General features: G+C 50.5%; 24 protein-coding genes and 2 tRNA genes. 15 read left to right on the top strand and 11 right to left on the bottom strand.

All coding sequences use genetic code 11. The features are described from left to right. Position 1 precedes the first annotated feature (1 nt). The 7 genes from F4X55_06035 to F4X55_06005 form a co-directional block, all read right to left on the bottom strand. Complete coding sequence (locus tag F4X55_06035; protein ID MYC40547.1) at positions 2-1039, bottom strand: iron ABC transporter permease; 1038 nt, start codon at positions 1037-1039, stop codon at positions 2-4. Further along, complete coding sequence (locus tag F4X55_06030; protein ID MYC40546.1) at positions 1026-1931, bottom strand: ABC transporter substrate-binding protein; 906 nt, start codon at positions 1929-1931, stop codon at positions 1026-1028. Before F4X55_06030 ends, F4X55_06035 begins: the two co-directional genes overlap by 14 nt. Continuing rightward, entirely contained in the window at positions 1904-2899 is a 996-nt protein-coding gene (locus F4X55_06025) for a zinc-binding dehydrogenase (GenBank protein ID MYC40545.1), read from the bottom strand. Before F4X55_06025 ends, F4X55_06030 begins: the two co-directional genes overlap by 28 nt. An 84-nt stretch (positions 2900-2983) precedes the next feature. Next, complete coding sequence (locus F4X55_06020; protein MYC40544.1) at positions 2984-4264, bottom strand: putative sulfate exporter family transporter; 1281 nt, start codon at positions 4262-4264, stop codon at positions 2984-2986. Between the two features lie 31 nt (positions 4265-4295). Continuing rightward, complete coding sequence (locus F4X55_06015) at positions 4296-4772, bottom strand: thermonuclease family protein (GenBank protein ID MYC40543.1); 477 nt, start codon at positions 4770-4772, stop codon at positions 4296-4298. A gap of 121 nt (positions 4773-4893) precedes the next feature. Further along, positions 4894-5271: a peptide chain release factor-like protein gene (locus F4X55_06010; protein ID MYC40542.1), complete on the bottom strand. Its 378-nt coding sequence runs from the start codon at positions 5269-5271 to the stop codon at positions 4894-4896. A 26-nt stretch (positions 5272-5297) separates the two neighbouring features. Continuing rightward, positions 5298-5741 carry a CBS domain-containing protein gene (locus F4X55_06005; protein MYC40541.1) on the bottom strand — a complete coding sequence of 148 codons (444 nt, stop codon included), beginning with the start codon at positions 5739-5741 and terminating at the stop codon, positions 5298-5300. A gap of 126 nt (positions 5742-5867) precedes the next feature. Here F4X55_06005 and F4X55_06000 point away from each other — a divergent pair, with 126 nt between their 5' ends. From F4X55_06000 to F4X55_05970, 7 genes are all read left to right on the top strand, one after another. After that, positions 5868-6107, top strand: a complete 240-nt coding sequence (locus F4X55_06000) for a BolA/IbaG family iron-sulfur metabolism protein (protein ID MYC40540.1) — start codon at positions 5868-5870, stop codon at positions 6105-6107. 11 nt (positions 6108-6118) lie between these two features. Further along, on the top strand, positions 6119-6439 hold the full coding sequence (grxD, locus tag F4X55_05995; GenBank protein ID MYC40539.1) for a Grx4 family monothiol glutaredoxin: 321 nt from the start codon (positions 6119-6121) through the stop codon (positions 6437-6439). Positions 6440-6542: 103 nt separating this feature from the next. Continuing rightward, positions 6543-7037 carry an acetolactate synthase small subunit gene (gene ilvN, locus F4X55_05990; protein MYC40538.1) on the top strand — a complete coding sequence of 165 codons (495 nt, stop codon included), beginning with the start codon at positions 6543-6545 and terminating at the stop codon, positions 7035-7037. A 15-nt stretch (positions 7038-7052) separates the two neighbouring features. Beyond that, the gene (ilvC, locus tag F4X55_05985; protein MYC40537.1) at positions 7053-8069 is read left to right on the top strand and encodes a ketol-acid reductoisomerase; all 1017 of its coding nucleotides are present in this window, start codon (positions 7053-7055) and stop codon (positions 8067-8069) included. Next, on the top strand, positions 8069-8716 hold the full coding sequence (locus F4X55_05980) for a phosphatidylserine decarboxylase family protein (protein ID MYC40536.1): 648 nt from the start codon (positions 8069-8071) through the stop codon (positions 8714-8716). Before ilvC ends, F4X55_05980 begins: the two co-directional genes overlap by 1 nt. Then, entirely contained in the window at positions 8704-9537 is an 834-nt protein-coding gene (gene pssA, locus F4X55_05975) for a CDP-diacylglycerol--serine O-phosphatidyltransferase (protein ID MYC40535.1), read from the top strand. Before F4X55_05980 ends, pssA begins: the two co-directional genes overlap by 13 nt. Positions 9538-9549: 12 nt before the next feature. Further along, on the top strand, positions 9550-12210 hold the full coding sequence (locus F4X55_05970) for an insulinase family protein (protein ID MYC40534.1): 2661 nt from the start codon (positions 9550-9552) through the stop codon (positions 12208-12210). A gap of 45 nt (positions 12211-12255) precedes the next feature. Here F4X55_05970 and F4X55_05965 read toward each other — a convergent pair whose 3' ends face one another. Next, the gene (locus F4X55_05965) at positions 12256-13212 is read right to left on the bottom strand and encodes a mechanosensitive ion channel (protein MYC40533.1); all 957 of its coding nucleotides are present in this window, start codon (positions 13210-13212) and stop codon (positions 12256-12258) included. Between the two features lie 79 nt (positions 13213-13291). On the opposite strand from F4X55_05965, the gene F4X55_05960 reads away from it, so the two are divergent. The 3 genes from F4X55_05960 to F4X55_05950 all read left to right on the top strand — a co-directional run bounded on the left by F4X55_05960 (position 13292) and on the right by F4X55_05950 (position 14522). Next, positions 13292-13365: transfer RNA gene (locus F4X55_05960), tRNA-Lys, on the top strand. Positions 13366-13434: 69 nt separating this feature from the next. Continuing rightward, a tRNA-Leu gene (locus tag F4X55_05955) sits at positions 13435-13516 on the top strand. 28 nt (positions 13517-13544) lie between these two features. Further along, positions 13545-14522, top strand: a complete 978-nt coding sequence (locus F4X55_05950; protein ID MYC40532.1) for an FAD:protein FMN transferase — start codon at positions 13545-13547, stop codon at positions 14520-14522. A 10-nt stretch (positions 14523-14532) separates the two neighbouring features. Here F4X55_05950 and F4X55_05945 read toward each other — a convergent pair whose 3' ends face one another. The 3 genes from F4X55_05945 to F4X55_05935 all read right to left on the bottom strand — a co-directional run bounded on the left by F4X55_05945 (position 14533) and on the right by F4X55_05935 (position 17026). After that, entirely contained in the window at positions 14533-15030 is a 498-nt protein-coding gene (locus F4X55_05945) for a hypothetical protein (protein MYC40531.1), read from the bottom strand. Between the two features lie 21 nt (positions 15031-15051). Continuing rightward, a complete protein-coding gene (locus F4X55_05940; protein ID MYC40530.1) occupies positions 15052-15585 on the bottom strand; it encodes an FMN-binding protein in 534 nt (177 codons plus the stop codon). 127 nt (positions 15586-15712) lie between these two features. Beyond that, positions 15713-17026, bottom strand: a complete 1314-nt coding sequence (locus tag F4X55_05935) for a hypothetical protein (GenBank protein MYC40529.1) — start codon at positions 17024-17026, stop codon at positions 15713-15715. A gap of 274 nt (positions 17027-17300) precedes the next feature. Here F4X55_05935 and F4X55_05930 point away from each other — a divergent pair, with 274 nt between their 5' ends. The 5 genes from F4X55_05930 to F4X55_05910 all read left to right on the top strand — a co-directional run bounded on the left by F4X55_05930 (position 17301) and on the right by F4X55_05910 (position 22930). Next, positions 17301-19253, top strand: coding sequence for a c-type cytochrome (locus F4X55_05930; protein ID MYC40528.1), 1953 nt, complete (start codon positions 17301-17303; stop codon positions 19251-19253). Positions 19254-19380: 127 nt separating this feature from the next. Next, on the top strand, positions 19381-20688 hold the full coding sequence (gene tig / locus F4X55_05925; GenBank protein MYC40527.1) for a trigger factor: 1308 nt from the start codon (positions 19381-19383) through the stop codon (positions 20686-20688). Between the two features lie 24 nt (positions 20689-20712). Further along, positions 20713-21315 carry an ATP-dependent Clp endopeptidase proteolytic subunit ClpP gene (gene clpP / locus F4X55_05920; GenBank protein ID MYC40526.1) on the top strand — a complete coding sequence of 201 codons (603 nt, stop codon included), beginning with the start codon at positions 20713-20715 and terminating at the stop codon, positions 21313-21315. Beyond that, positions 21312-22604, top strand: a complete 1293-nt coding sequence (clpX, locus tag F4X55_05915; GenBank protein MYC40525.1) for an ATP-dependent Clp protease ATP-binding subunit ClpX — start codon at positions 21312-21314, stop codon at positions 22602-22604. The genes clpP and clpX overlap by 4 nt, the downstream gene beginning before the upstream one ends. Before the next feature lie 77 nt (positions 22605-22681). Further along, positions 22682-22930 (top strand): hypothetical protein, encoded by a 249-nt coding sequence (locus tag F4X55_05910; GenBank protein MYC40524.1) that lies wholly within the window; start codon positions 22682-22684, stop codon positions 22928-22930. Positions 22931-22963 lie beyond the last annotated feature (33 nt).

Genomic DNA, 22963 nt, shown 5'->3' with positions numbered 1-22963 from the left:
TTTACGCGATTTTATCCCCGTTAAAGTTTTTCCTCAGCAAGAATACGAAGAAAGGAACTCCGACAAGGGAAGTGATTATTCCGAGCCGCAGTTCCTCTGGGCTCATGACGGTTCTTGCTATGAGATCGGCTACAGGAAGAAATATGGCTCCCGCGATAAAACTCGCGGGAAGAAGCCGACGATGATCTACTCCGATTATGAGTCTTACAGAGTGCGGAATTATAAGTCCGACGAAACCGACTATGCCGCTTACCGCCACGCTTGCTCCGACTATGAGGGAGGAGAGGATTATGAGGTGTTTTGTCGTTTTTTCGATATCAACACCGATGGTTTTTGCCGTCTCGTAGCCTAGGAGTCTTGCGTTTAAGTTCTTGGCGTAGAAAAGCAGGGCGACCGAGGCGAGGAGCACTGGTGCTGCGGCCATTGCGAAATGTGTCCATGTGCGTGAATCGACTCCGCCCATTATCCAGAAAAGCATTTCCTTCATGGACCATGCGCTCGATATGGAGAGCACGAAAGTCGTCAGAGAGACAAAAAGCGTTCCGAGCGCCACTCCGCAGAGAAGAAGCGTCGTGTTCTCGACAAAACCCCTGTAGCGGGATATTCCGTAGACCGCATATGCCGTAAGAAGGGTGCCCGCGAAGGCGACAAGCGGAAGCAGGAAAAACCACCGCTGATAAACGCCGGTGTAGATTGCCAGAACGGCGAAAAACGCTCCTCCGCTTGACCAGCCCAGTATTCCGGGCTCGGCCAGGGGGTTTCTGAACATTGCCTGCATTACAGCTCCCACAATTGAGAGGCCCCCGCCTATAGTCGCGGCGAGCAGGACTCTCGGAAGTCTCACGTCCCATACGATAAGTTCGTATGTTTTCTCAATCTCCCCTCCTACATCTAACCAGAGTAATTTGCGGGCTATTATCCTGAGCACCTCGTCAAAGGGAACGCTTACTGCCCCGAGCGATGCGCACGCAACGACGGTCAGCAGAAGCAGGAAGGCAAGTATTGCGTATACGGAAAGCGTTTTTTTACCGGTCGGCATTGTTTTTTGCTTTGAAAATCAGGGTCACCAGTTTGCTTACACCGAGGGCCGCGTAGTGAGACGCGGCATCGAGATGTTTTCCCTCAAGGACTATAATCTTTTTGTCCCTGAAAGCTGAATTTTGGAACATCTGGCCGACAAAATCCGGATGAGAAGGATTATAACTACTTGTAAGCACCAGGTCAGGGTTGTTCTGGATCACGTATTCGGTCGATATGTTTCTGTATCCGCTTAGTCCGAGGCGGGCCGGGAGGTTGATAGCTCCGGAACTCTCTATTATGTCGTTTATGGTAGTGCGTTTGCCGACAGTGAACCCGGGAGCTCCGTAGAAAAGAACCGTCGGAGCTTTTGCTTGCGGGGGAATTTCTGCTCTGGCCTCGGCGATCTGTCTTTCCATGTTTTCCACTAGGCTCTTTGCTGCGGACTCCTCGCAGACAGCCTCCCCCACCATTTTTATATTCTTTTTTATGGTTCCAAGCGAGATGATTTCGTTGAGAACGAGAACATTTATTCCTGCCGTCTGAAGATGCGAGCGTATGTTCGGGTTAGTGTGGCCCGCTACTATCACGAGATCCGGCGATTTTGCGATTACCTGTTCCAGGTTCGCCCGGACCTGGGGAATTCCCTGCGCTTTTCCCACTACGTTTGAAATAAGCGGGTCTGTCGAGAAATAGGTGAGCGCGGCTATCTTTTTCCTGTCGCCGACTATGTCAACCAGTATCTCGTCTGAGGCTAAGGTAAGCGATATTATGCTTTCGGGACAAGGCGACGCTTTTGCCAGGCACGCGGCAGGAGCAACTACCAGGGAAAGCAGGACCGCCGCGAACAGATTTTTGATGCTCACCTTGAACCCCCGGCTTTTCCTTATGGGTTCAGAATGACTTTTCCGAATTGCTGTCGGTCTTCGAGAATTTTCTGCGCCGCCGCCGCTTCGCTCAGATGAAACCTGCTGTGTATCGAAGGTTTAAGAGTTCCTTCACCGGCAAGCTGGGCGACTTTTTCGAAATGTTCCGCCCGGGCGTTAAACACCGTTACTCCGAGTACCGAGAGATCTTTCATGATAAGAGGGCCGAGGGCCGCTTCAGTGGCCCCTCCTCCTGCGACACCGATTAGCAGAAGTTTTCCCCCGGGGGCCAGATACTGCGTGTTCTCCTTCCACACGGAAGCTCCCACGGGATCGAAGATCATGTTTATCTTGTGTTCTTTAGTGACTTGCTTGAGTTCTTCTCCAAGATCCGAGGAGTTGTAGTTTATGGTGACGTCGGCCCCGATTTCTTTTGCCTTTTCGAGTTTCTCGTCACTTCCTGCGGTAGCTATCACGAAAGAATCGAAAAGCTTGGCCACCTGAATCGCCGCGCTCCCCGTTCCACTTCCCGCCGCGTGCACGAGGACCGTCTCTCCCTTGCCGATATTTCCTCTTTCGCAAAAGCCGTACCAGGCGGTAACGTAACAGGTGGGAATCGTCGCCGCGTCATCGAAGGAAAGTCCTTCGGGAATCGCTACAACATTCGATGAAGGTATCTTTACGTATTCGGCAAATCCTCCGTGGAGGTTGACCCCGACTATTTCGAGTCCCCTATCCGAGCGCACCGCCGGCATGACTATGACCCGCTGGCCTATTTCCACGTCGGATACGTCGTCGCTTTTCTCACAGACAATGCCCGCCACGTCTACTCCCCCGATGTGCGGCAGGGGTACCGGGCGGGGGGATTTCCCGCTTCTAAGCCTGAGATCGACGAAGTTTATCGAAGAGGATTTTACCTCTACCAGCACTTCTCCGGGTCCAGGCTCCGGGTTGCTTACTTCCTCGTACTTAAGGACGTCAGTTTCTCCGAATTCATGATAGATAATGGCTTTCATTTTCGCGAACTCCTTTAGAATATTTGTCGGATTAAGGTACTTGGCTTTGAGGGTTTGGCAATATCTCTGGAGCGATCGGAACGCCTAAAGAACGGGGGCAGGGAATAAGAGGCCGCCGAAAAGGATCCATGCCACAATCAGTGTCCAGATGATGTTCATTCCCTGTGCTATGAGAAATGCGTAGGCTGGGCGGCCTTCCTCCATGCTGACTAGCGTGGAAAAGCGGGTCTCAAGGCCTATGCAGACAAAGGCAAGGGCGAACCACCAGCCGCGAAGTCCTTTCATGAGCCCCTTTGTCTGGGAGACGAGATCATCTCCCACGACGAAGGAAAAAAGAAGCGATGCTGCCATGAAGCCTAGGATGAACTTGGGAAAGCGCTCCCATATGACTCCGGCCGACGGCTTTACCCCTTCATCCGCACCTTGACGGAATGTCCACCACAGGGAAAGAGCGAATGCCGCGAGACCCAGCATGGCGTTCTGCGAGAACTTCACCACGACGGCGGCGTTCATCGCCGATTCTCCTACCAGTTCCCCTGCTGCCACCACTGCCCCGGTGGTGTCAATTGTTCCTCCGATCCATGCCCCTCCGATCGCTGCGGGAATCTGGAAATGCTCTATGGCCCAGGGCATAATCAGCATCATTGGGACGGCCACTATAAGGACGATGGAGGTTACGTAGGAGAGCTTTTTTCTGTCTCCTCCTATGGCCCCGCAGGCTGCAATGGCGGCCGACACTCCGCATATTGAAACGGCCGTGGAAAGCATGGCGGCAAACTCTGAATCCACGGCGAGCTTTCTGCAGACCCAGTAACAGGCATACCAGATGACGAGCACAACGATCAGGGCCTGTAGAATCCCCGCCGACCCCGCGGAGAGTATTTTGCCGAACAGAATGTTTGAACCTAAGATGATAAGCCCGATTTTGATGTAGTACTCTGTGCGGACCGCTTCCCGGAAGCGGTTGGGGAAAACGTTGCCGACGAGCATTCCGATGAAAAGGGCGAAGATTACGTAGCTCACGCCCCATTCCTTGGCCATTGCGTTTCCGGCCAGAAACTTGGATGCCCATGCGAGGGCGAAGACCATGGGGAAGCCCACGACGTAGCGGGCGACCGATCCGCCCATCATACGGATGCCGAAGCTTGAGAAAAATAAGAAGACCACGCCCAGCGAGAGGGAAAGAGAGATGTTCTGTGCGCTGAGAACCTTGGCCACAGAATCGGGGGTCCACGAAAACTTGGGAAGAGATAGGTAGGGAAAAAGAAGCCCGAGAGCTATAAGGATGAAAGCCGGTCCGAAAACTACCCAGTCTTCGGAGAGTCCGTGTTCTTCCTCGGGAGAAGCTGTGACCTCATTTTCCATACGCGAGACCTTAACACGAACTCCCGATTTTTCAATGCGGGGCTGCCGAATCGCCGAGCCGTTCTCCCTTTCGCCAGTTCCAAGGGGCAACGAATTCTCCGGACCACAGGCCGCTGCCGGTTTCGCGAGCCTCTTTCTCTTTGGCGATATAGCGTTTCGAGTAGCGCCTGTAAGCGAGTGCGTAACCGTTTTGAACCAGCCAGCCGTTCAGGTCGAGTTCATTCAGGTAACAGGTACCGAGGAGCCTCCCGTAGCGGTCACGCGTTGCACTCTTACACGTTATGGAGTTACGCCCTATTTTGTTTTTAAGCGCCGCAGTCGCGGCAAGGCCGCAGCCGTAATTCTTGCCGGCTGCATCTCTGCATCGCTGGTTTGTCTCCGGAGCATCAATACCTTCTAGCCTGATTCGCTCCCCTGAAATCTTGATCGTGTCGCCGTCAGTTACATAAGGTTTGCCCGTCAGGGTCTCGGCTTCGACCGCTGTGGGGCAGAGCAGTAAAAAAAGCATTACGCACCGTAATTTCCGTAGGGGACACTGAAACGCGGGTCTGTTTTTGGCACCCTGCATTTTAGCGTCACGTTCTGAATCGGAAGCTTTTCTCATTACGCACTCGGCAACTGCCAGCTCATCACTTGGCGTTTGCGCCGTCCCCGGCCAGCTTTTTCGCTGTTTTTCTTTTCCTTCTTTTCTTCTGTTTTATGATCCTCTGCGTTTTTTTCTTTTCCGCGGAATCTTCTCCGTAAAGCAGCGTCGCGATTTTCTCGGCGAGATTTCTTCTGGCTAGGAATCTGTTAAGCGCCTGAGAGCGCTCTCTCATAACCTTCACTGTAATACCGCTTGGGCGGTGTCGCAGCTGCACGCAGGTGGCTACTTTGTTTACGTTCTGCCCCCCGGGTCCCGAGGATCTCGTGAAAGTTTCCTCTATATCTTCTTCCCTTATGCCCAGACGTTCCATCTCTTTGGCAAGTGCCGTCTGTTTTTCCTTTGATACTCCGAAGCTTTTCATGATGGGCCGGCGGACCGGGAGGTGGATTATCTTACGATGAGTTTCAGAAAATCCGATACCGAGATAAGCCCCACGGGTCTTTCGTCTTTGACCACGACGACGCTGTGGATGCCGTCTCCGGCCAGTTTTTCGAATACCTCTATTACCGATTCGTCCGGGCCGATGGATATGGCTGGGGTGCTCATTATTTCCTTTGCGGTAATACGTCCCGCATCTTCGTATACTTTTTCGATTTCTCCCTTGCTAAACCACTGTCCGAAAAGCTGAAGAATTTCGGTTCTCGAGAAGGAAACGGTGGTTTTTTTGGCGATAAAATCACTTGCGGAGACAAACCCGACAAGCATTCCTTCATCGTTTACTACGGGAAGCTGGGCAATTCCGAACTCAAGCATCTTGCGCGCGCACTGCTCGAGCGAGTCATCCTCGCTGGCAGTAACCACTGGGCTGTTCATTATATCTTTTGCTTTCATATGTTCTTGGAAACCTCTTTTCTCAGGCACTTTTAAGAATAGAACAGCCGGGGATTTTTGCAAGGAGCTTGGCCCTGGGCCTTTTCTTGGAAACGCCGTGATATGCGTATATAATTTCCCGCTGTGATGGAAACGCAGCAGGTTCGCGAGATGATAGAACGGGGTATTTCAACGTCGTTTGTAGAGGTCGAAGGGGATGGGACCCATTTTCAGGCGGTCGTGGTGTCCGAGCAGTTCAGGGGCAAGCCGCCGCTTGAACGTCACAAGCTTGTTTACGCGGCGCTTGGAGACGCCATGGAATCTGAGATCCACGCCATCTCGATAAAAACCTACACGGATGATCAGTGGGAGAAGCTTAAGAAGTAAGGAGCAGGAAAATGTCGGATATACAGAAAAAAATAGGGCGTCAGATCGAGGAGAACCCCATTATTCTCTACATGAAGGGGTCAAAGGATGCGCCCCGGTGTGGTTTTTCGGCCCAGGTGGTGAGCATCCTCAATTTTTACAGGGTGGATTACGAAACGGTAGATGTTCTTTTGGACCCGGAGATCCGTCAGGGAATAAAGGACTACTCGCAGTGGCCGACGCTTCCTCAACTCTACGTTAACGGCAATTTCATAGGCGGATGCGATATATGTACCGACATGCACGTAAACGGGGAGCTTGGAGAAATTCTTAAGGGGACTGCGGAGGGCTAGCCTGAGCGGCGGCCGGTTCTTCGACCGGGGGTATTAACATTTTTCGGGGATTCGGTATAATTGCGTTTCCCTGATAACTTTTTCACCATAGTTTGGAGGTTCCATGAAATCGAGGCACACCATATCAATAACGGTAGACAATGAAGCCGGAGTACTTTCAAGAATCTCGGGGCTTTTCAGCGCGAGGGACTTTAACATAGAGAGTCTTAACGTTGCGGAAACGCAGGAACCGGGGACGTCCAGAATAACCCTGGTCACAACCGGCGACGAGGCCATAATTCAGCAGATAATAAAAAGATTCAACAACATGGTTAACGTGATCAAGGTTGTTGACATGACCGAGCTTGACCGCGTGGAAAGAGAGATGGTTCTCATTAAGGTTGACGCGAAGGCCGATTCCAAGGCGGAGATCCTCCGGGTCGCGGACATATTCCGGGCCAAGGTCGTTGACGTGTCTCCGAAATCCTACACCTTCGAGGTTACGGGGGATGAGCAGAAGCTTCAGGCGTTTATTGAGCTTCAAAGACCTTTCGGGATAAAGGAAATCGCAAGAACGGGAACCGTCGCCATGTCCCGGGCGAACAAGAAAAGCAAGTAAAGGAGGATATAACCGGTGAAAGTTTATTACGATAAGGATATTGATCCGTCTAAGCTTAAGAAAAAGAAAGTTGCGATCATAGGTTACGGAAGCCAAGGCCACGCACACGCCCAGAACTTAAGAGAGAGCGGAATCTCGGTCACGGTCGCGGATATTAAGGACGGAGCCAACTGGAAAAAGGCCAAGGAGGCGGGCTTTAGCGTAAAGACCGTTTCAACCGCTTCTAAATCCGCAGACATAGTGGTTATGCTTGCTCCTGACACTTATCAGCCGGCTATATACCATGAGCATGTCGAAAAGAATCTGGTTGCCGGAAACGCTCTTATGTTCAGCCACGGTTTCAACATTCACTACGGACAGATCAAACCTCCTGCGGACGTGGACGTGTTCATGGTCGCTCCGAAAGCTCCCGGGCACACTGTGAGAGACCAGTATGTCGGGGGTGCGGGGGTGCCGGGACTCGTTGCTGTTCACCAGAATCCGACGGGTAACGCGAAAGGCCTTGCCCTAGCTTACGCCCGGGCCATCGGATGCTCGAGGGCGGGTGTTATAGAGACGACTTTCAAGGATGAGACTGAGACCGATCTTTTCGGGGAGCAGTCGGTTCTCTGCGGAGGACTCACGGCCCTCATCCTGGCCGGATACGAAACACTTGTCGAGGCCGGTTATCCGCCCGAGATGGCTTATTTCGAATGCTGCCACGAAGTCAAGCTGATAGTCGACCTCATATACGAGGGCGGAATAGCGAACATGCGCTACTCGGTAAGCGATACGGCCAAATTTGGAGATATAACCAGAGGCCCGAGGCTCATAAACGACTCCGTCAAACAGGAGATGAAAAAGATAATCGGGGAGATCCAGTCCGGGCAGTTTGCCACTGAGTGGATACTTGAGAATCAGGCCGGAAGGCCCACCTATAACGCGCTTTTGAGACAAGGGGAAGAACATCCGATTGAAAGCGTCGGAGCCGAGCTCAGGGGCATGATGAGCTCGCTTTTCCAAAAAAAGCTGGTTGATAAAGACAAGAACTGATGGATTTTGGGTTTCTGAGGGTCGCAGGCGAAGGACTCAGTGTAATTTTTGTTTCTGTCGCACTCTGTCTTCTCTCCGCGCTTCTGGGTTTTTTCTTTCTCTTCTTTGTTCTTGTTCTGCTGACCGCTTTTTTTGTCTATTTCTTCAGGGATCCCGAGAGGGATCTTCCTCCGCTTGACCCGGGTTCCGTGATTTGTCCTGCGGACGGGAAAGTAATAGATATCTCGGAGACCTTCGAAGACGGCTACCTTAAGCAGAACACAAGGAGAATAAGTATTTTCCTCTCGATCTTTGACTGCCATATAAACAGATCTCCTGTTTCGGGCAGGGTTGTCGGAACCACCTACTATCCCGGGAAGTTCAAAATGGCCTTTGAGAGAAATTCATCCGATGCAAACGAGCGTCTTGTAACCCTGATCGAGTGCGAAAGTGGCGTTAGAGTGGTTATAGTTCAGGTGGCCGGTTTCCTCGCGAGAAGAATCGTATCGCGCGCAAAATTCGGCGATGAGTTGGAAATCGGGGAAAAATTCGGGATGATAAAGTTCGGTTCAAGGGTGGATGTATACCTGCCCGAGGACGTGAAGGTGGGAGTCGAGGTGGGGCAGAAGGTTGTAGCCGGCAGGACAGTTATAGCATGGTTAACTTGAAGAAAAAGAGAAGGAGAAGGTCTCCCCGTCCGGGAAGACTCATTCCTATACTGCCGAGCCTGCTCACGACCCTGGGTCTTACGCTCGGGCTTGCGTCGATTGCGACTTCGATTTCCATTTACGGAGACTACGGCTCCACCGCCGTTTCCGAACAGTGGCTTTTCAATCGGTTCTGGTGGGCCGCAGCCTTTATCGGCCTGGCGGTGCTTGTCGACATGCTTGACGGCAGAATAGCCCGGGCGCTTAACTCGGAAAGCCGCTTCGGTGCATCCTATGATTCTCTCTGCGACCTTGTATCGTTCGGAGTGGCCCCGGCCGTGCTTCTTTACGTGTGGGGACTTTCAGGTTACGGAAATCCGGGACTGATGGCGATGCTTTTTTACGTGGTCTGCGCGGCGCTTAGGTTAGCGCGTTTTAACGTGCAGTTCACAACCAAGGAAAAACGCATGTTCACGGGTCTTCCGAGTCCGATGGCCGCGGGACTTATCCTTTCTCCCATACTTCTTTTCTCCGAGTTTCAGATTATGGCTACGCCTCTTATGAAGTCTTTTTATCTCTTCTTCGTTCCTATCGTGGGACTTGTCATGGTAAGCGAGGTTCCTCACAGGAAATTTCCCCGGTTTGCCAGATTCGGGCCTTTCAGCACTCTTGTTGCGGGTTCCATAATTATTACGGCGCTTGTTACCAATCCTGGAGTGGTCGCGGTCGTAATAACTTACTGCTATTTTTTCCTCGAGCTTGGACGTTGCGCCTGGAAGCTTGCCATGAAGGCAAAATCGCGGGGCAAGGAATCAGAAACCCTCGCTGGTGACGAATCCTAGAGGTTTTTCTTCATGCGGCCGGAGTTGATGAACGGGGTTTTCAAATTACTTTTTTTGTTCATTCTGATTACGGGAGTAAACCTTATGAGTTTGAATGCGCAGACCTTGCCGGGTGTTGGCGGAATAACTAAATACAGTCTTGATAACGGCATGACGGTACTTTTAGAGAGAAACGATTCCTCTCCGGTCGTCGCCGTCAACGTGTGGGTGAAAACGGGGAGCGCGTGCGAGGAGGAGGGGGAATACGGTCTTGCTCACGTGCACGAGCACATGCTTTTCAAGGGGACGGAGAAAAGGCGGGTCGGGGAGATAGCAGGGATGGTCGAGGCGGGCGGCGGAGACATAAACGCCTTTACCTCCTTTGACGAGACGGTTTACTACATCGTAAGCGCGCGGCGCTTCCTGCCCATGGCGCTTGACGTACTATCCGACGTTATGGAGAACTCGGCTTTTGACCCCACGGAACTCGAAAAGGAGCTTGAAGTTGTACAGGAAGAGATAAGAAGGGGGGAGGACTCTCCTTCAAGGGTAATCAGCCAGAAGCTTTTTTCCACCGCCTACAGTGTTCATCCCTACGGAAGACCCATAATAGGAACCAAGCAGAGCGTGGGAAGTTTCACTAGGGACGGAATCTTGGATTTCTACAGGAAGTGGTACTCCCCGGACAACATGATTCTTGTTGTGGTCGGGGATTTTGATCCCGAGAGGATAAAAGGCTCGGTGGCAAAGACTTTCGGGAAGATAAAGAAAAGAAAAACCCCTGCGTGCGAACTTCCACCAGAGCCCGAGCAGAAACGCACTAGAACCTTCGTTATTGGCCGCGACGTAAGCACGGGTTACTTCAGTTTCGCCTTCCACACCCCTCCGGCAAGCCACGCGGACACGCCGGTTCTTGACGTGATAAGCGGCATCCTCGGCACTGGGGAGAGCTCAAGGCTCTACAGAAAGTTAAAGGAGCAGAACGGTACCGTAAATGACATATACGCCTATGCGTACAGCCTTAAGGAAAGCGGTCTTTTCGTCGTGGGCGGGGTGTTTGATCCCGGCAAGGTCAAAAAGGCCTCAAAGGAGATAATAGCGGAGATAGAGCTTATAAAAAACGAGCTCGCGGGAGCTGAGGAACTTGCCCGTGCCAAAACGAACATAGAAAGGGACTTCATCCGTGCCAAGGAGACGATGCAGGGCCAGGCAAGAAAACTCGGGTACTTTGAGATTGAAACTGGCGATTACAGTTACGAACAGCTCTACCTCGAGAGGGTTAGCAGCGTAACCTCGGAGGATGTAATGCGCGTAGCTAGGAAGTATCTGATAGGGAAAAACCTCACCGCGGGAGTGCTGCTTCCGAAAGATAAAACCAAGGAGGTCGAGCGGGATTTAAAAAAAGCCCTTGTTTTTCCCGGCTCAACCTCCAAAAAAGAAAAGAAAAAGGGTCCCGTTCCTCAGGCGGAGTTTAAAAAATACAAGCTTTCAAGCGGTGTCCGCGTTCTTTTGAAACGGAATCCCGCCGTTCCGCTTTTCTCTGTTCACGCGGTGTTTCTAGGCGGTCTCAGGTATGAGGACGAGAGCACAAACGGAATTTCAAACTTCATGGCCGAGATGTTCACCCGGGGCACATCAAGCCGCTCCGCTGAAGATATAGCCACCCAGATAGAGGGGCTAGGTGGAACGGTCGACGGCTTCTCGGGGAAAAACAGCGTCGGCGTAACCCTCTCCGCCCTAAGCGAAAACTTTGAGGGAGCCATGGATATTTTCTCCGACGTGATACTTAACCCATCTTTTTCCGATGAGGAAATGGAGCGGGGAAGAAGGGAAATCCTGGCCGCTTTAGAGAGACAGAAAGACAATCTCACGGGAAAGACGGTAAGAAATTTTCTAAGCACCCTTTTTCTCAGTCACCCTTACAGGTTCAACGTTCTTGGGACCGAGGAGAACGTAAGCGGATTTACCTCGACCGACGTTTCAAGATTCTATGAGAAAGTTATAAGACCCGAGAACATGGTCATTTCCGTTGCGGGCGACATCGATACGGAGAAAACACTTGGCGTCCTTGAAAAACTGTTTGGCGGCATGAAAAAAGGCGGTTTTAAAAAGATTCGACCGCCGCGTGAATCCGCACTTTCCAGCGCAAGGGAGAACATCGAGTTTGAAAGGGAAAAGGCCCAGACCCACATTATAGCCGGTTTTCACGCCCCAGGGTTTAGGAGCCAGGACCGCTACGCGTTTGAGGTGCTCAACACCGTTCTTTCTGGTCAGGGAGGGAGACTTTTTATTGAACTTAGGGATAAAAAAAGCCTTGCCTACGCGGTCACCTCGTTTTACGTTCCGGGGATGGAAGGTGGCTATTTCGGAGTCTATATAGGAACCGCTCCTCAGAAGGAAAAAGAAGCGCTCGGAGCTATAAGGGAACAACTTCGGCTCGTCTTAAACGGTGTTGGGGAGCAGGAACTTGAGAGGGCGAAAAACTACATAGTCGGAAGCTTCGAGATAGGACTTCAGAGAAACTCCGCCCAGGCGTCCACAGTCGGGTTTGACGAGCTTTACGGTATAGGTACTTACGAGTACAGAAAGTTCCCGGAAAAAATCCTCGCCGTTACGGTGGATGATGTAGCGAGGGTAGCTAGGAAGTACATAAACCCCGGGGCGGCCGCAGTTGCCATCTTGAGGCCCGAATAGAGGTCCTTGGTGGGACAACTCTTAGTAGACTTCCTCCGTCCCGGCTCATGGAGCGGGATCTGTTTTGTCCGTGCTCTCCTGCGTATAGGTATAGAAGCGCGTTGTTGGGTAAGCGAGCTCAACGTCGGAATGCTTTTTAAACTCGCTTAATATCGCTTCCCACAGGGTTTGCTCCGAACTCCTTTTCTGTCTCGGGTTCACCATGTATCTGACTGAGAACAGCACTCCGCTTTCTCTTGCCGACATGTAAACCGCCGGAGTGAGCTTTGAGAAATGTATCATGTACCTCTCGGCGGCTAAGTGGAGCTGTTGCTCTGCCTGTTTCCAAGAGGGGTCGATTTTTTCTTTCGCTACCTTTTCAAGGATTTCGCGGGTTTTTCCCCAGTTGCTCTCAAACGTTACGAGAATATGTATTTCATTCCATATGTAGTTAAATGCGCCGTGGTAATTTGCGGTTCTTTCTTTTAACACATGGCTGTTTGGAACATGTATAATCCTGCCCGTGCTCTGCTCCGCTTCCACCCAGTTTCCGATCTCGACTAGGCTGAACTGAAACAGCCTTAAGTCTATTACGTCTCCTTTGGTGTCTCCTATCTGTATTCGGTCCCCTATTACGAAGGGCTTTCTCCAGAGTATGAAGAACCATCCGGCGATGTTGGCAATGGTTTCATGAAGTGCTATCGCGATACCTGCACTGGCGATACCAAGGTAGGTTCCTATGGAACCGAACCCTTTTATCCACACGCTGCCGAGCAGTATTATGAGAAGAAAAGCGTGGGAGTACCCGATAATGCGCTTGGAGTGATAAACGGTTTTTGGATCTTTTGTGTTCTTGGATATGAGGGAGATAAGAATTCTTCTGAGGAAGAGCAACCCCGCCACTATCAGAATGGACAGCAGTAGGTTTTCTATCTGCGAGCTGTAAGCATTGTGGTATTCTCTGAAGTGATTTATTAGATTTTCCACAACTTCAAAAATATACGATCCTTGGGGATAGTTCAAAAAGGCGGAAGTTTTTCAGGTGTTTCCACTGACTGGTGTTGCGGGTTTCATTTATTTTCTTTTCTGTTATTCTGTTTCCGGGCTGCTAGCTCAGCCTGGTAGAGCAGCTGACTCTTAATCAGTCGGTCGTGGGTTCGAATCCCTCGCAGCCCATTTCATTTTGCGTCTTGCGGCGCTGTCTGGAATGCGATTCCAGGCACTTGCCGGTTTTGACTTTAAAGAGCGAGAGTGGCGGAATAGGCAGACGCGCTAGATTTAGGATCTAGTACCTTAGGGTGTGAGGGTTCGACTCCCTCCTCTCGCAGAAACACGGTTTACGTAATTTCGAAAACATGCGCCTGATTGCGCTTCTAGTTCTGCTTTTCTGTTCCTGTTCTCAAAGCACAGAGCATCTCTACGAGAGATCTTTTCACTCGATGGGCTCAACCGTAGAACTCAAGTTCTATTCCCCGAGCGAGGAGCTTTTTCACCGGGTTGTCGATGCCTGCGTTGAGAGAACCAAGGAAATAGACCGGCTTTTCAGCAACTACAGGGACGACAGCGTCCTTGCGGAAGTTAACAGAAACGCGGGGGCCCGTCCCGTATCCGTTCCCGGGGAGTTTCTGCGTCTCGTGCGGATCTCGGTTAATTACTCGGAAATTACCGGCGGAGCTTTTGACATAACTATCGGTAGTCTTTTTGAGCTCTGGCGTGCTGAAACCGTTGCGGGACGGCTGCCCGAGAAATCACGGATACACAGTGCGCTTAGGTGTACAGGTTTTCGGAAAATAAAGATAGACGAAGCCAAATCTCAGGTTTTCTTTGACACGGATTGCCTCAGACTCGATTTCGGTGCCATCGGAAAGGGCTACGCGGTTGACGAGATGGTAAGGATTGCCAGGCAAAACGGGATCACGAGGGGACTTGTGAATTTCGGGGGAAACATATATGCGATGAATCCTCCCGCCGGCAAGAAATTCTGGTATGTGGGAGTAAGGAAGCCCGGGAGCGACAGTGAAATCATCTCAAATATTGATCTTGTGAACAAGGGTGTTGCGACTTCGGGGGATTACGAACGCTACTTTGAGCACGGGGGGAAAAGATACTCCCATATAATAGATCCCAGAACGGGTTGGCCTGCCGGGGACGTGACTTCTGTCGTTGCCGTTTCTAGGACCGCTACGGAAGCTGATGTCTTCTCGACAGCCGTTTCGGTTCTTGGTCTGCCCGGCGCGCAGACGTTTGTCCAGAGGGATAAGTCCCTGGGTTTTCTGGTTGTCGGGGGGAAAGGAGAGGAAAAATCCTGCTTCGGGTCTTACGTGTGCCCCTAGCGTTCCGGGGTCATTGCGGTGGCTTCGGGTATTCGGGCTTTTTTCTATAGAGGTAAACCGTTACGATGGCGATTAGATACAGAAGGGATATCTGAAGGACGACAAAAGAACCGATCTTAACATAAGCGAATTCGGCGCTTACGTATCTTACGAGCCAGCCGCCGGCTATATCGAGGAAAGCCGAACCGTATGACGCGATTATCACGAGGAGCTTTTCGGCGGAACTTCTGTTCGTGAAAAGGAACAGGTGGTTAAGAGTTACAAGCAAAACGGCCATTGAGAAAAGGTGGAAATGAGCTTCTTCAAGTAGCCCCAGGTAGCTTCTCGGAGGCCTGAAGCTCTCCTCGGACCCCCTGTAGTACTCGACGACGCTTTCATAACTGAATCCCACCTTCAAAAAAAGCAGAAGGTTGGTTAGCCACAAAAAGAGAAAGAAAATCGTCGTGAGCAGGACGACGAGTTTCAGCAGGTCGTTTTTTCTTATATCTCCTGAGATAAAGAATTTCATTTCTCTCTCTTGGACAGCTAATTATGAATCAGCCGGAACCCCGAACATAACCCGATAGACGGCTAGAACCCTTCTTGTGGTTGTTGAAAAGGATCTGGCGCTTATTGTTGCTCCTGTGATATTGGGGATTCCTTTGCCTACTTTCATTTTGTCCAGCTTGGTTTTTCTTGGGAACAAGTTTATCCATTTTCCGCTCGGCATGTAATCTGTGGGTTCAAAAAACGCAAGAATCTCGGCGTGGCGAAGCGTCCCGTCAGGGTTTATTACGAACATTACGGTCTCAGTCAGGGTTCGAAGAGTATGGGTATCGATAACCGCGTAGCCTGTTTCCTTTCCGCCGGACTTTGCTACATAGAAGGTGTAGAGTCTTGAATTTACCTCAGCCTTGGCCATCTTGCGTATGCTCTCGGCTTGGCGCTCGGTAAGAAAAACATGCCTTTTTTCCACTTCGTCGGCTTTCGGGAAAGCAAGTTCAAGCGCCTTGCCCTTGGTAAGAAGGACTTTGGCGGAGGCGTCTTCTGCACCATGGAAAAGAAACACAAGCGTTATTAACATGAGGATTTTCATAGTCATGGTAGAATAAGGGCAACATTCTATCTGAATATTGCCCTTGTGAAGAGAGAGAAAGAGAGAAAAAAAACATAAACCCGCGCCCGTTTATCGCGGATTTAAGTCTCGTACCCTAAAACACATATCCGAGCCCAAAGTTAAACTGATCCTTCGCCTCACTTGCTTCGTTGTCAAGCTTCTGATATTCGGCTTTTATTACCACGTTTGAAATCGGTTTGTAATTTATCCCGAAAGTATATTCGGTCCTATTATTTGCTGGGTCTCTTTCATACCCGGTGGGGACCTCCTTCTGAGAGTCGTATTTTTCGTACCGGATAAAAGGCGCAAGATACTCCATGTACTTGCTTCCCGAGTTAAGCATGGAGAAGATGTTGTACCCTCCGAGAACATACCAGCCGGACTGTTTTTCTCCGACAGATTTGTTGCCTTCAAGGCCGTTGTTCTGGTTTATAAGTGCAGCGTCATCAAGACTTGTCCACACGGACAGCGCCCTTAAGTCAAGTCCTGCGTACTGAAACTGCGCGTCCACCGAGTACATCTTGAAAAGACCGTCTATCGTCTGGCCGTTAAATTCCTCGTCCTGACCCGTGTTGCCGTAGTACAGGGATCCTCCGATCTTGACTCCCGGAATCGGGTCGTATTCAAGTCTTCCGACAAAAGCTATGTCGTCGAACCTAGCCCTGTTTCCCTTTATCCGAAGACTCCTGTTGTTTGATGCCTTGAATCCCCGCGAATCGAAACTCGACATTCCGTAGGCTCTGTATGAGAGCGCTCCTATGCTACCCAGATCGAACGTTCCGTGTGCTCCGGCTCCCGCTTCTCTCCATGTAGAGGGAACTATCTGTCTCTCAACCGAAGGCCTGCCTACTCCGTAAAACGTCGTCGGTTCGTGAACTTCGTTGACGACTCCAAAAGGAGCCAGGAGAAGACCGCCCCTCAGGTTGAACTGATCGCTGATAAGAAAGTCAATCAGCGCAAACTCAACCGACGCCGAACCCTCTTTTCCGTCCTTGTTGCTTCCCGTTGTGCCGTGTTCGAACTCTATCTCCGAGTTAAAAACTATGTGGTCGTTGTACTTGTAGCCGTTATAGAGAACCAGTCTCAGTGTATCCACTACGTCGTGTGAATCCTCTTTTACATTGGCTACGAGCAGCTCACCGTATCCTCCAAAAGATACTCCTTGGTCAACCCTGTAGACCTTTGAAGCTGCCGGGGCCACCCCGAATTCCATTTCGTATACGGGAGGCTCCGTTACCGAAGCGGATTTTATGGCTTCTATTTCGTCTGCGAGAATCTTTATCTGTTCCTCAAGCCTTTTTATCCTTTCCTCCGAAGCCGTACCCGCGAGAGAAACCTGTGTGCTCCCTAGTGAGAAAATCAGGAAAAAGGCTAAAAGTGGTTTCCACCGTATTATATAATTGACCATTTCTTAACATCCTCCTTTTGCAGCTTATTATGTTTGTACAAGTGATAGATATCATGGATAATTGATATCCAGGATGGAAATTAATAACATCCTGGACCTAGGATGTCAAGAATATTTTTTGAGAAATATTTGCCAAGGAGAAAATCAGCTGAATTGTCCACCTGATTTCCTTTCTGTCTTCAAAGATAACGGCAGTGAGAATTATTGACAATAAAGGTCTAGAATGATAAAAAATACGCTTCCCAGTTCCCAGATGTGGAAATGGTTATAAACCATGCTTAGAAAAAGTCTCTTCCGTGTAACCGTTCTCATATTTTTTCTTTTTCCGGGACTTTCCTACGCGGGAGAGATGGATAGGATCCTCTCTCTTGTCGACTACATAGGGGGAGATTACCTAAACGCTGTTGAAGACGGGAAGATCATAAACGAATTTGAGTATCAGGAGATGCTGGATTTCTCTTCCGCCGCAGTTGAACTGTGGGAAAAGGCTGTGGAAAAGAGAGAAGAGACGGCGGATTTTTCCGAAAAGTTTGCGCGCCTTCACTCAATCATAGTATCCAGAGGTCCCACCTCCGAGGTGGAAAGTCTTGCCGGTGAACTCAAGGGGCGGATCATCTCGGCCTATGACATAAAGCCATACCCGGCAAAGATTCCTGATTACGAAAGCGGAAAGGCGCTTTACGCGGAGAACTGCTCCTCCTGTCACGGGCTCTCGGGAAGACCGGATGATGCTTTCTCCAAGACTCTTAACCCTCCTCCCACGGATTTCACGGACCCCGATATAAATCTCGGGCTCTCACCCTTTAAAGTCTACAACACCACCACTTTCGGGATTGAAGGTACCGCCATGACCTCGTTTGAAAGGGTGCTTGACGAAAAACAGAAGTGGGATGTGGCGTTTTACGTTCTTTCGCTCGGGTATCCGGATATTCCTTCAGGAGGAAGCGGCTCGAGATTCTCTTCTAAGGACATCCCGGACGATATGAGGAAACTTGAAAATCTCGCCCTCGCAAGCAACGCGGAGATTCTTCTTGATGCCGGGACCGGGGGCAGTGACGGGGACGTGCTTTTTTACCTTAGAACCGCCTACCTTCGGGACGGAATTGCCGGTGGAGCTTCTGAGGCTATAGCCCATACCATTAGAAAACTTGAAAGAGCTATAGAGCTTTACGAAGCTGGAAGAAAAGATGAGGCGTTAGAGGAGGCTCTCGACGGGTACCTGGGGGGTTTTCAGAGAATCGAGCCTGCTTTGGTCTCGAAAAAGAGAGCGCTTGTTTTTGAGGTTGAGAAGAAAATGGGATTTTTCAGGTCATGGGTAATGTCAGACCGGGATTCGTCCGAGCTTCGTGATCTGAAAGCGAGCATAGAAGAGGATCTTCTCGAGTCGGAACGTATCCTCAAAGGCGGTTCGTCTCTCGGCAAATACCTGAGTTTCGTTAATTCTTTTGCCATAATACTGAGAGAGGCGCTTGAGGCTCTGCTTATAATCGCGGCCATTATCGCTGCTTTGGCGCATTCAGGTAACCGCGGGATGATCAGGTACGTCCACTATGGATGGGTGGTTGCAATCTTTGCGGGTTTTGCGACTTGGGTTGCGGCAAGGACCGTGATAGATATCTCGGGAGCGAGAAGGGAGATTGTCGAGGGAGTAACTTCTCTTCTGGCAGCCGTGGTTCTTTTCTACGTGAGTTACTGGCTTGTTTCAAAGGCAGATGTAAAAAAATGGAAGGAATACGTCCGCTCCAAAACCCAGGGCGCGCTTACCCGTAGAAGCGGATTTACTCTTGCCTTTGTTTCGTTTCTGGCTGTTTACAGAGAGGCTTTCGAAACAATGCTTTTCTATCAGGCCCTTTTCTATCAGACAGGTTCATCCATGCCCCACGTGGTCTACGGGCTTGTTGCGGGAGTAGCGGTTGTTTTCGTCATAGCTTTTCTTATGTACAGGTTTACCCTCAGGATTCCTCTTAAATACTTTTTTTCCTTCGCGAGCATTTTCCTCTACCTGCTCTGCTTCATACTGCTTGGCAAGGGAATACTGGAATTCCAGGAATCGGGAATTATTTCCTCGACTTCGGCGGATTTCATTCCTTACGTGGATACTCTCGGAATATATCCCACTTATGAAACTGCTATCCCCCAAGCTGTTCTAATTGTCCTTGCCTTGTTATTGTTCGCACGGCATTACGGATACCGGGAAAAACATTCGCGAGCCGCGAGCGCTACTTAAGATGAAGCGTCACAGTCCAGTATTTGATTTCTGATTTGAAGATCTGCTTTATGCTTGGGACATGTTGGTATTTTGCAAATAATGATATATTGTTACCCGAATTATTTACCGAGGGGTCTTAGACGAGATGAAGATAAATATTGAGGACATTGACAGCACTAGGAAAAAGATCAGGGTTTCCCTTTCTTCAGAACAGGTTGCGGAAAAAAGAAATTCAGTGTTCCGCGAGGTGATGGGAGGAGTCAGCGTCAAGGGATTTCGAAAGGGAAAAGTTCCCCGCCATGTGGTCGAATCCATGTACGGGAAGGAAGTCGACCAGGAAACCGCGTCCAACCTAGTCTCGGACACCTTGTCAGAAGCCCTTGCGGAGCGCTCGCTTCTGCCGGTGACGCGCCCCGACATCACGGAGATAGATGAGGTCAAAGTCGGTGAAGAGTTTGCCTACTCGGCTGAATTCGAGGTGATTCCCGATTTTGAGCTCTCTGATTACAGTTCAATTTCCGTGAAGAAAATCGTTCGCCAGATAGCGGAGGAAGATATAGACGCCGAGGTGCAGAAACTCAGGGAGAGGGCAGCGCAGTCGAGACTTATTGAGAAGGACCGTCCGGCCAAAGAAGGTGATTATGTCTTTGTTGACTACAGCGGCACATTTGAAGATGGAGAAACCATAGACGATCTTAACAGGCAGGATGTCAGATTCTTGCTGGGCGAAGAGCAAATCTCCCCAGAGTTTGAAGAGAACCTGCTTGGGAAGAAAACGGGCGAGGAGGCGGAATTCTCAGTTTCCTATCCGGAAGATTTCCTGATACAGGAAGCTGCCGGAAAGACTGTCAGCTTTACCGTAAAGGTAAAGGAGATTCACGACAGGGTGCTTCCCGAGGTAAACGATGATTTCGCCAAGGATTTCGAAGTCGAGAGTGTCTCTGAGCTGCAAGATGCCATAAAGGAACAGCTTGAGCGTATGCACGAAAACGAACAGCTTTCCTCCATGAGGGAGCAGATAGTCGACAGTCTTCTCTCGAACAATCAGTTTGACGTTCCGCCGTCGATGCTTGAGAAGGAAGAAGAGAGTCTAAAAGCAAGATTTGTTTCCGATATGCAGAGGGGCGGAGTTCCAGAGCCTGAAATCGAAGAAGATGTAATGCCGAAATTTACCGAGAAGGCTACTGAGAGCGTCAGGACCTCGATAATTCTCAGCCGCATCGCGCAGAAGGAGAACGTAAAAGTCACCCGCAAGCAGATAAATGAGCAGATAGACCGCCTTGCCGCTTCGTACAATCTCCCCCGCGATCAGGTGTACAAGGCTTACGAGCAGCCGGGGACCATGGAGCATCTTGAGTCCCAGATTAAAACACAGGGCGTTTTGGATCTTCTCCTCGAGCAAGCTCAGGTTGAGGAAGTTGAACCCGACTCCGAGCAGATTGACAAGGAATAACCTGCTTAGTATAATCGGTTTTTGATGATAACCGATTTCATACCTTATGTTATTGAGCGTACGAGCAGGGGCGATCAGGGATATGATATCTTCTCAAGGCTCCTTAAGGACAGGATCGTCTTCATAGGTTCCGACATAAACGACGCGGTAGCCAACGTCGTTATCGCGCAACTTCTTTTCCTTGAATCCGAGAACCCCGAAACGCCTATTTACCTCTACATAAACTCTCCCGGAGGACATGTTACCTCGGGTCTTGCCATCTACGACACCATACAGTACGTAAAGCCCGAAGTCTCAACCATATGCATCGGGCAGGCCGTGAGCATGGCTGCAGTTCTTCTGGCCAGCGGCGCCGCGGGCAAAAGGTACGCTCTGCCTCATTCAAGGGTTATGATCCATCAGGTGCTGGGGGGTGTTTCCGGGCAGGCAAGCGACATAGAAATACACGCAAGAGAGATCGTAAGGGTGAAACAACAGTTGAATTCCATACTTGAGAAGCACACCGGGCAGACTCTTGAGAAGATAGCAAACGATACAGACAGAGACTTTTTCATGACCGCTCAGGATTCCATTGATTACGGTATAGTGGATGCCATAATTACCGAGAGGGAGGAGGCAACCGGATGAGTCCCAGAAAAGGCAAAGAAGAAACGAAACACTACTGCTCTTTCTGCGGGAAGAATCAGGAAGAGATTAACAAGCTCATAGCGGGCCACGGCGTCTATATCTGCGATGAGTGCATAGATCTCTGCAACCAGATAATAGCGGAAGAAAAGACCAAGGACAGCGCTTTTCCGAAGCCGAAAAAATCCTTTCCGACTCCCCAGCAGATGAAGTCCTTCCTCGACGGATACATAATAGGTCAGGAAAACGCCAAGAAAGTGCTCTCCGTCGCTGTCTACAATCATTACAAGCGAATGCAGTTCAGCGATTCCGGCAGGAGAAGAAGCGACAAGGTGGAAGTGGAGAAAAGCAACATACTTCTCATAGGCCCCACGGGTTCGGGAAAAACCCTGCTTGCGCAGACGCTGGCCAAGATTCTCGATGTTCCTTTCACAATAGTGGACGCTACCTGCTATACCGAAGCCGGCTATGTGGGCGAGGACGTGGAAAACATGATCGTAAGCCTGCTTCAGGCGGCAAACTACGATGTCGAAAAAGCTTCCCGTGGAGGCATTATCTATATAGATGAAATAGACAAGCTCACCCGCAAATCAAGCGACAGTCCCTCAATCACAAGGGATGTCTCGGGAGAGGGCGTGCAGCAGGCTCTGCTCAAGATAATGGAGGGAACTCTGGCGAACGTTCCTCCCAAGGGGGGAAGGAAGCATCCCCAGCAGGAATTTACCCAGGTGGACACCACGAACATACTTTTCATATGCGGCGGCGCTTTCTGCGGCCTTGAGGATATTGTCCGTGCGAGGATCGGGGAAAAATCAATCGGTTTCGGGGCGAAGTTGTCGGACAGGACTGCTGAGGACGAGAGCAATCTTCTCAACAAGGTCCAGCCCGAGGATCTTGTTCAGTTCGGGCTGATTCCCGAATTCGTCGGGAGAGTCCCTATTATCGCCAGTCTGAGCGAACTTACCGAAGAGCAGCTGGTCGAAATTCTGACCAAGCCCAAAAACGCGATCGTGAAGCAGTTTGAGAAGATGATGGAAATCGAGAAGGTGCAGCTGGAGGTAACGGAAGACGCGAGAAAGGCCATTGCCGGGGAGGCAGTATTGAGAAAGACCGGAGCCAGGGGGCTTCGAGCCATTATAGAATCGATTATGCTTGAAGTTTTCTATGAAGTGCCTTCACTGCAGGGGGTAACGCGTTGCGTCATTGACGAGAGCGTTATAGCCGGGCGGAGCGATCCCAAGTTTTATTTTGAGAAATCGGATGAGGAAGACCAGAAGCTGCTGGGAACCTAGAAGATTTCTTGCGAGCGGAGGTTCCCCTGCGCCTGCATCCCAGTGGATGCCCTCGCAAACCGCAAATTCCAAAACCGATGATTGACAAGGAACTGCTTGAAATTCTCGTGTGTCCTGAGACCGGAGAACCTCTCGAAGAGGCTGGTCGGGAAATTATCGACAGGCTTAACGAACTTGTTGAGATCGGAACTCTCGTTGACAGGTCGGGAGAGCGGGTTTCCGAAAAGATTGAGGGGGGTCTTATCTGCCGCGGGGGAAAATATCTCTACCCCGTAAGGGAAAACATACCGATTCTTCTGATCGAAAACTCCATTCCCGCAGCTTGATTTTCCCTGCGTGGCGAAGCATGCCCGTGCGTT

It is taken from the genome of Candidatus Dadabacteria bacterium, assembly GCA_009840385.1.
Taxonomy (GTDB): Bacteria; Desulfobacterota_D; UBA1144; order Nemesobacterales; family Nemesobacteraceae; genus Nemesobacter; species Nemesobacter australis.
This window is presented reverse-complemented; position numbering and strand designations above follow the sequence as displayed.

Coding starts and splice junctions, on each gene's coding strand:
- F4X55_06025 (MYC40545.1), bottom strand. CDS start 2,899: ATGAAAGCCATTATCTATCATGAATTCGGAGAAACTGACGTCCTTAAG.
- F4X55_06015 (MYC40543.1), bottom strand. CDS start 4,772: ATGCTTTTTTTACTGCTCTGCCCCACAGCGGTCGAAGCCGAGACCCTG.
- F4X55_05910 (MYC40524.1), top strand. CDS start 22,682: ATGATTGACAAGGAACTGCTTGAAATTCTCGTGTGTCCTGAGACCGGA.
- F4X55_06000 (MYC40540.1), top strand. CDS start 5,868: ATGGAAACGCAGCAGGTTCGCGAGATGATAGAACGGGGTATTTCAACG.
- F4X55_05980 (MYC40536.1), top strand. CDS start 8,069: ATGGATTTTGGGTTTCTGAGGGTCGCAGGCGAAGGACTCAGTGTAATT.
- tig (MYC40527.1), top strand. CDS start 19,381: ATGAAGATAAATATTGAGGACATTGACAGCACTAGGAAAAAGATCAGG.
- F4X55_06005 (MYC40541.1), bottom strand. CDS start 5,741: ATGAAAGCAAAAGATATAATGAACAGCCCAGTGGTTACTGCCAGCGAG.
- F4X55_06020 (MYC40544.1), bottom strand. CDS start 4,264: ATGGAAAATGAGGTCACAGCTTCTCCCGAGGAAGAACACGGACTCTCC.
- clpP (MYC40526.1), top strand. CDS start 20,713: ATGATAACCGATTTCATACCTTATGTTATTGAGCGTACGAGCAGGGGC.
- F4X55_05970 (MYC40534.1), top strand. CDS start 9,550: ATGCGGCCGGAGTTGATGAACGGGGTTTTCAAATTACTTTTTTTGTTC.
- F4X55_05935 (MYC40529.1), bottom strand. CDS start 17,026: ATGGTCAATTATATAATACGGTGGAAACCACTTTTAGCCTTTTTCCTG.
- ilvN (MYC40538.1), top strand. CDS start 6,543: ATGAAATCGAGGCACACCATATCAATAACGGTAGACAATGAAGCCGGA.
- F4X55_05950 (MYC40532.1), top strand. CDS start 13,545: ATGCGCCTGATTGCGCTTCTAGTTCTGCTTTTCTGTTCCTGTTCTCAA.
- F4X55_05930 (MYC40528.1), top strand. CDS start 17,301: ATGCTTAGAAAAAGTCTCTTCCGTGTAACCGTTCTCATATTTTTTCTT.
- clpX (MYC40525.1), top strand. CDS start 21,312: ATGAGTCCCAGAAAAGGCAAAGAAGAAACGAAACACTACTGCTCTTTC.
- F4X55_06010 (MYC40542.1), bottom strand. CDS start 5,271: ATGAAAAGCTTCGGAGTATCAAAGGAAAAACAGACGGCACTTGCCAAA.
- F4X55_05945 (MYC40531.1), bottom strand. CDS start 15,030: ATGAAATTCTTTATCTCAGGAGATATAAGAAAAAACGACCTGCTGAAA.
- grxD (MYC40539.1), top strand. CDS start 6,119: ATGTCGGATATACAGAAAAAAATAGGGCGTCAGATCGAGGAGAACCCC.
- F4X55_06035 (MYC40547.1), bottom strand. CDS start 1,039: ATGCCGACCGGTAAAAAAACGCTTTCCGTATACGCAATACTTGCCTTC.
- F4X55_05940 (MYC40530.1), bottom strand. CDS start 15,585: ATGTTAATAACGCTTGTGTTTCTTTTCCATGGTGCAGAAGACGCCTCC.
- pssA (MYC40535.1), top strand. CDS start 8,704: ATGGTTAACTTGAAGAAAAAGAGAAGGAGAAGGTCTCCCCGTCCGGGA.